This is a genomic window from Pseudomonas sp. FSL R10-0399, from assembly GCF_009600165.1.
Classification (GTDB): domain Bacteria; phylum Pseudomonadota; class Gammaproteobacteria; order Pseudomonadales; family Pseudomonadaceae; genus Aquipseudomonas; species Aquipseudomonas helleri.
Map to the genome: position 1 here is coordinate 1 of NZ_WIWK01000187.1, position 6,400 is coordinate 6,400.

At 58.2% G+C, this 6,400-nt stretch carries 4 protein-coding genes and 1 pseudogene; 4 read left to right on the plus strand and 1 reads right to left on the minus strand.

What is annotated here, in order from left to right; all coding sequences use genetic code 11:
* A pseudogene (locus tag GHO41_RS28170) lies at positions 1–284 on the minus strand (energy transducer TonB); the annotation flags it as partial.
* 143 nt (positions 285–427) lie between these two features.
* Between GHO41_RS28170 and mksB the strand changes: the two are divergent.
* The 4 genes from mksB to GHO41_RS28190 form a co-directional block, all read left to right on the plus strand.
* The gene (gene mksB, locus GHO41_RS28175; protein ID WP_048368440.1) at positions 428–1,705 is read left to right on the plus strand and encodes an Mks condensin complex protein MksB; all 1,278 of its coding nucleotides are present in this window, start codon (positions 428–430) and stop codon (positions 1,703–1,705) included.
* Positions 1,695–2,363 carry an Mks condensin complex protein MksE gene (gene mksE, locus GHO41_RS28180; protein WP_153330928.1) on the plus strand — a complete coding sequence of 223 codons (669 nt, stop codon included), beginning with the start codon at positions 1,695–1,697 and terminating at the stop codon, positions 2,361–2,363. Before mksB ends, mksE begins: the two co-directional genes overlap by 11 nt.
* Positions 2,360–5,200, plus strand: a complete 2,841-nt coding sequence (gene mksF / locus GHO41_RS28185; protein WP_153435248.1) for an Mks condensin complex protein MksF — start codon at positions 2,360–2,362, stop codon at positions 5,198–5,200. Before mksE ends, mksF begins: the two co-directional genes overlap by 4 nt.
* A 577-nt stretch (positions 5,201–5,777) precedes the next feature.
* The coding region (locus tag GHO41_RS28190) for a response regulator transcription factor (RefSeq protein WP_153435249.1) at positions 5,778–6,400 on the plus strand (623 nt) is incomplete at its 3' end.

Below are 6,400 nucleotides of genomic sequence, written 5' to 3' on the forward strand. Positions count from 1 at the left end.
GCTTTTACCGGCGCGGGGGCCGCTTCGGCTTCCACTACCGGCTTGCTGGCAGGTCGCGGAGTGACCGATGGCCGTGGCACTTCGATTTTAGGCCGTTCAGCGGGTTTGCTCGGCGCAGCCGCAGGCTTGACCACAGGCCTGATGACTTCAGGCGCGGCAGGCGGTTCAGGGAGCACCAGCAGTTCAGGCCGCGAAGGGGCGGCAAACGGCAGCTCTGTGCGCGGTACCCAACTGACCACTTGCATGGCAGTCAAATAAGCGCGGCGGCGGGACTCGTTCAACAAGGGTCGGCCATCTGTGGATAACTAAAGAGCAGCGATTCTACCGCCCTTCTGCCCTTCTCGCCCGCCTCTGATCGCCAAGTAATGACTCAAACCCGTGTTGCAGTACAATCGCGACCTTTCATTGGCAATCGACCGGCCCTCCCATGATCGAACCCAAGCGCGTTTTACGTGCCCTCGCCGAACACTGGGCACTCCTTGAGCCTTTGTGTGAACACTTCGACCAAGGCACTTTGAGCCTGAGCGAGTTGCGCCTGCAACTGGCTGCCCAGCAACTGGACAGCACACCGCAAGACATCACCAACGTGCTCGACAGCTGGATCCGCCTGGACATTCTGGTGCCGGTGGCCAAGAGCCCGAACCGCTTTGAGCTGAACGCCCAAATCCACGACTTCCTCGCGTATTTGCGCCGCGAACACCGCCTCGGGCTGTGCCTGGAAATCGAAGCCTACCTGCGCCATCTGGAGCGCCTGGCCGGTTACATTCAGGACGCGTTCGACATTCGTGATGGCAATGATCTGGCGCGCCAACTGCGTTTGCTCGACATGCGTGTGCGCGATGTCTTGAAGAAGCTCGCCAATGACGAACAGGCCTTGGTGGCCGTGGCCGAACGGGCCAAGACCAGCGACCGGCAGATCCCGCTGCGCCAGCGGTACGCCGAGGTGCTGGCGACGTGGGACGAATACGTCGAACCGATGATCCAACTGGTAAACGCTGACGGCGCCTTCGAACAAGGCGTACGTAAGGTCGAGAATGTACTGCTGCGCATGCTCAGCGAACAGCAACGCCTTGGCCACCTGGTGGACGACGACATGCTGCTGCGCACCCATGCGCGGATCCTTGAGATGCAAACCAGCGCCCAGCTCACCTTGCGCCATGCCCGCGAGCTGCTGTTGCCGCTGCGTGAAGAGGCACGACGCCACAACGCAGTTACCCGTGGCGCCGCGCTGGCGCTGGCGGCCATACGCCGTAAAGGGCTGGACGCAGTGCCGCAAGCGGCGATGCCAATGTTCACCCGCCCGCAAAGCACCTTTTTGGGCAGCGCCAGCCAGGTTGAAGCCTATGTGTACGCGCTGGCCCGCTTTGAGCCCAAGCCGGCACGCTTCCCGAAAGCCCACAAAGCCCATCGCGGTGAAACGCCCAAGGCTCCGCGCACGGTCAAGGAAATGCTCGACCGCTGTAGCGATGCGCTGCCGATGCCGGATTTGATGAGCTGGCTGCTGGCCCAAGAGCCCAACGGCGACACCGACGAATTGCTGTACTGGTTCTCGCGCCTGTCGCGCGAAAAACGTTTCGTGCGCGAACGCCTTGAGCGCCGCGATTACCACACCCACGAACATCTGGTCAGCCTGCGCTCCTTCGCCCTGCTTTCACGCAGCGATGACGCGAGCGAGACTTCTGCGAGCCCTCTCCATGCATCTTGATCTGTCTGAACTGTCCCATCTGGCGCCGATCTTTCGTGAGCTGTTCAAGGGTTATCACGTGAGCCGTCGCGACCCTGAGCTATACGCACAGCTGTCGAATTTTCAGGACTCGTACCGCGCCCTGTTCAAGGCCCTTGGCTTTGAACTGGTGTGCGACACCCGTGGTTTTTATTATTTCGTGCCCGACACCGCCATTGCCTCGGCTCAGGTCAACAAGACCGCGCAACGCCTGGCGCTGTTCACGTTCATCATCGTCGAGCATTTGGCCGATCAGGGCCGCGATCCGATTGCCGTGCTCGATGGCGGCAGCCTGGGCCGTGATGAACTGCCCGCGCTGCTGGAAAAATACCGCGACCTGTTTGTGCAGGCCGAAGTCACCACCCAGGACGAGCTGGAAGAAAAAATCATGCGCCGCATGACCCAGCTCGGCTTTGCCAGTGAAGACAACGGCGTTTACCGTTTTCTGCCGCCGATGCATCGCTTTCTTGACGTGTGTTTGTCAGTGCAGCAAGACCGCGATCTGGCCGCCAGCCTGCACAGCATTTTGCCGCTGCCGACCCCGGTGCTGGTTGATGATGAAGCCGAGGTTGAGGAAGAAGACGAAGACGCGGCTCTGGCCCGCGCCATTGCCGATGAGCAACAGGAGTTGGACGCATGAGCCAGGAACGCTACGGAATACGCCGCTTCGCCCTGCTGAATACCGCCGGTTACAGCCTGGGATTGTTCCCGCTGGAGCATCCGCTGTCGGTGTACGGGGCCAACAACCTCGGTAAATCAGCCTCGATCAACGCCTTGCAGTTTCCGATTCTGGCGCGCATGTCAGACATGAGCTTCGGCAAGTACAGCCTCGAACAATCGCGGCGCTTTTACTTCGCTTCCGACACCAGCTACATCCTCGTCGAAGTGTCGCTGCCCCACGGCCCCCATGTGATTGGCGTGGTCGGGCGCGGCCCCGGTGGCGGTTTCGGTCACCAGTTTTTCGCCTATGCGGGCAAGCTCGACCTGGCTCATTACCAGAAAGAAGACACCTGCCTGCGGCAAAAAGAGCTGTTCAGCAACCTTGAGCGCAACGGCCTTAAAGCTTACGAACTCAAGCCTGATGAACTGCGCCGTTTGTTGGTCGGTGGGCATACGTCGATCCCGCTGGACCTGACGCTGATCCCGCTGCGCTCCACCAGTGAGCAAAGCCTGAAAACCTTCCGCGCGCTATTTATCAACCTGCTGCACATGCGCGAAATTACGGCGGCCAAACTCAAGCAATTGTTTCTCGATGCGTTTGAGCACAGCCTGCGCTCCGGCAGCGTGGACTATATCGCCGCGTGTGAAGAAGCCTTCCGCGATGTGCGACGCATGGAGCAGGATTACAACGCGCTGGTCGGGGCCGGGCCATTGGTCGAATCGTTGGCCGCCGGTGTCCGCCAGCGCGATCTGCTGCGCGGCAAGCTACATCGCCTGTCGCCGCTGCTCGACTCGCTGCTCGGCACGTGGCAGGACTACGCCGGGGCACGCAAGGAAGAGTTGCTGATTCAGTCCGAGCACTACCGCAACGAGCAAGACGCCCTGCAAAACGATCAGCGCAGCAGCACCCAGGAGCTGATGCGCCTGGAGCGAGAGATCACCGGTATTCAGCGCTGGCTGGGCGAGTTGTCGGTGCTCAAGCACCGCTTTGCGCTGGTGGACGACGTGAAGGTGCTGGAGCAGCAACTACTGGCCGCCAAAGACGCCCACGACGAGTTGGCCGGTGCCTTGGCACAGTCGCGCCAATTCAGCGCCGAAGACCTGGACGAACGTCTGCGCGACCTGGAAAAACGCCTCAAGTCGGTCAAGCAGCAGCTCGACCACGCCGACAACAACAGCTACGCCCGCCTGCGCGAAGAATTCTCGCAACAGGATGTTGAGCGCCTGATGCGCCTGTTCAACAGCGCCCTGTTCAGCCTGCCGCTGGGCGAGCAAGGGATTGCGCTGGATGACGGCGACGCCTGGGTCAAATCCCTGGAGGCAATCCTGGATGGCTTTAAAGGTGAACGCTTTGAAGCGCCGGGTTTGTCCATCGACCTCAGCCATATCGAGCCACCCGCCCTGCAAGCGCTGGCGGATCGCGCCGCCTTGCGCGACCAGAAAGAGCGTCTGGAAAAAGAACTCAAGCAACTGAAGACCCAGCAGGCGGTCACCTCGGACCGGGCGGCGAGCAAGTCCGAAGCCGAGTCGCTGTACCAGCAGGTGCTGGACGCGCAGAAGGCGCTGGAAGACTTCCGTCGTGCGCAAACTCTGGGCGCCGAAGAAGGCGAAAAACTCGAGCTGTTAGCCCAGGCCGAAGCCGCGCAAGATGAATTGAAGCGCTCCAGCGATGCCTTCACCGAGCGCGTCCAGCACCTGTCGGCCAAGCTGCAATTGGTCGGTCGGCAAATTGGCGACATGGAAGCCAAGCAGCGCACCCTCGATGACAGCCTGCGTCGGCGCCAGCTGTTGCCGGCCGACTTGCCGTTCGGTACGCCGTTCATGGACCCGGTCGACGACTCCATGGACAACCTGCTGCCGTTGCTCAATGACTACCAGGACACGTGGCAAGGCCTGTTGCGCTGCGACGGGCAGATCGAAGCGCTGTACGCGCAAGTGCGCTTGAAAGGCGTGGCCAAGTTCGACAGCGAAGACGACATGGAGCGCCGCCTGCAACTGTTGATCAACGCCTATGCGCACCGCAGCGAGGAAGCCCTGACCTTGGGCAAGGCACGCCGGGCTGCCGTGACGGACATCGCCCGGACCCTGCGCAACATTCGCAGTGACTACGACAGCCTTGAGCACCAATTGGCGCTGTTTAACCGCGAGATCAACAAGCGTCAGGTGTCGAACCTGCAGAGCTTCCGGATTGTGCTGGCGCCGAACAAAGAAGCGCTTAAGCACATCGACCAGATTATCCACAGCGCCGGGCAGTACGAAGAAGGCGAAACGCTGTCGGTGTTTGACCTCAGCCAAAGCGCCGAGCAAGACAACAAGAACGAAGAAGCCAAGGAATACCTGGCGCGTCTGGTGGCGGCCAACCACAACCAGTTGGGCCTCAAGGACCTGTTTGAGCTGGCGTTCGAGATCACCAAGGTCAACGGCCAGCCGGTGATTCACACCGACATCGATGGCGCTGCGTCCAACGGTACGACCATGACCATCAAGGCGCTGACCAACATGTACTTGTTGCTGCACTTGATGGATCGCGACCTGGCCGGGCGTATCCGTTTGCCGTATTACCTCGACGAAGCGGCAGACATTGACGAGAGAAACCAGACCGCGTTGCTGGAAACCAGTTTGCAGTTGGGTTTTGTGCCGATTCTGGCGAGTGTGAAGCCGCAGGTCTGTGCCCATGTGGCCATCGACCTGGAAGGCGGCAGCGGGCCTAACGGGATCTATATCGACGAGGATGACTGGAAGTACATCCGCCGCCATGACGAGGTGGCCAGCCCTGTGGCTGCCGAGCCGAACCTGGAAGACGTCACAGCGGTTTGACGCCACCTGCGCAGGAGCAAGGGTGTTCGCGAGGCTTTTTTAACGGCCTTGGTGAACACCTCTACTCCCCTCCTTTCGTACACACCTGCCGAACATAAATTTCATTTTTTCAGAAAATTCCTACCTGTTTTTTTCATCCTGAGAAGCACACTCCTCGATACCCCTGTAAGGACAACAGACAGGACGATTACGAGGAAGGAGCACACGATGAACTCAGTCACGTGCTGGAATGACTGTTCACAGACGCCCGACGATCGGTCACTCAACGAGTTGAATCTTTTAGCCCCTCTGCCGATAACTTTTTTGTCTCAAAAAGGTTATTGCTCATTAATTACGGCTTGGGCCGTCCTGCCTCAAAAATCTTAAACCACTACTTCTTAGGACAATTCGCACACCGCTACTGACAGCAAGCCTGCGGACTAATTAACGGTTTGATTCCACTGAACATAAAGTTGTTCATCGATGTTTATGAACGGCATTAAATTCAGCTCGAACATTGAGCGCTTGACACTCACGTCGTTACGGCCGCACCGCGCCGCCACGACAATAGCGCCCTCTTAACGTTGTAGGAATTATCATGCGTAAGGCTTTGATAGTAGACGATCATCCTTTTATTCGAAGGATCGTCAGACTAGTACTGGAAAACGCCAACTTCCAGATTGCGGCTGAAACCGATAACGGCGCCACGGCGCTGGATCTGGCGCGCGAACACCTCCCTCACCTGATTGTGCTGGACCTCTCGATGCCCAAACTTGACGGGCTGGAGGTGCTTAAACGGCTGCACATACTGGGGCTCCCGATCAAAGTGTTAGTGCTGACGTCCAAAGACTCCGCTTTTTTTGCTGATCGTTGTATCAGGGCCGGTGCCATTGGTTTTATTGAGAAGACCGAAGACGTCGATGCATTGACCAAAGCAATTAATGTGGTAATGAGTGGCAGGATTTATTTAAATAACTGTGATGTTGATCTGTCTCCCGATCACTCAGACCAGCAATTAATCAAAACATTGTCAGATCGCGAATTGCGTACCCTGCAATATTTGGTGTCGGGCTTCTCCAATAAAAAGATTTCACAAATTATGTTACTAAGTGAGAAAACGGTCAGTACTTATAAAACACGGCTCGGCGGTCTCAAGGAGCAAGTGCAACAGTCAGTTAATTTTCTGAGCTTGCTAAGCGAAACAATCCCGCTTCCAAAACA

Excerpts from the sequence above, each read along its gene's own strand:
- mksE (WP_153330928.1), top strand. The coding sequence starts at position 1,695 with ATGCATCTTGATCTGTCTGAACTGTCCCATCTGGCGCCGATCTTTCGT.
- mksB (WP_048368440.1), top strand. The coding sequence starts at position 428 with ATGATCGAACCCAAGCGCGTTTTACGTGCCCTCGCCGAACACTGGGCA.
- mksF (WP_153435248.1), top strand. The coding sequence starts at position 2,360 with ATGAGCCAGGAACGCTACGGAATACGCCGCTTCGCCCTGCTGAATACC.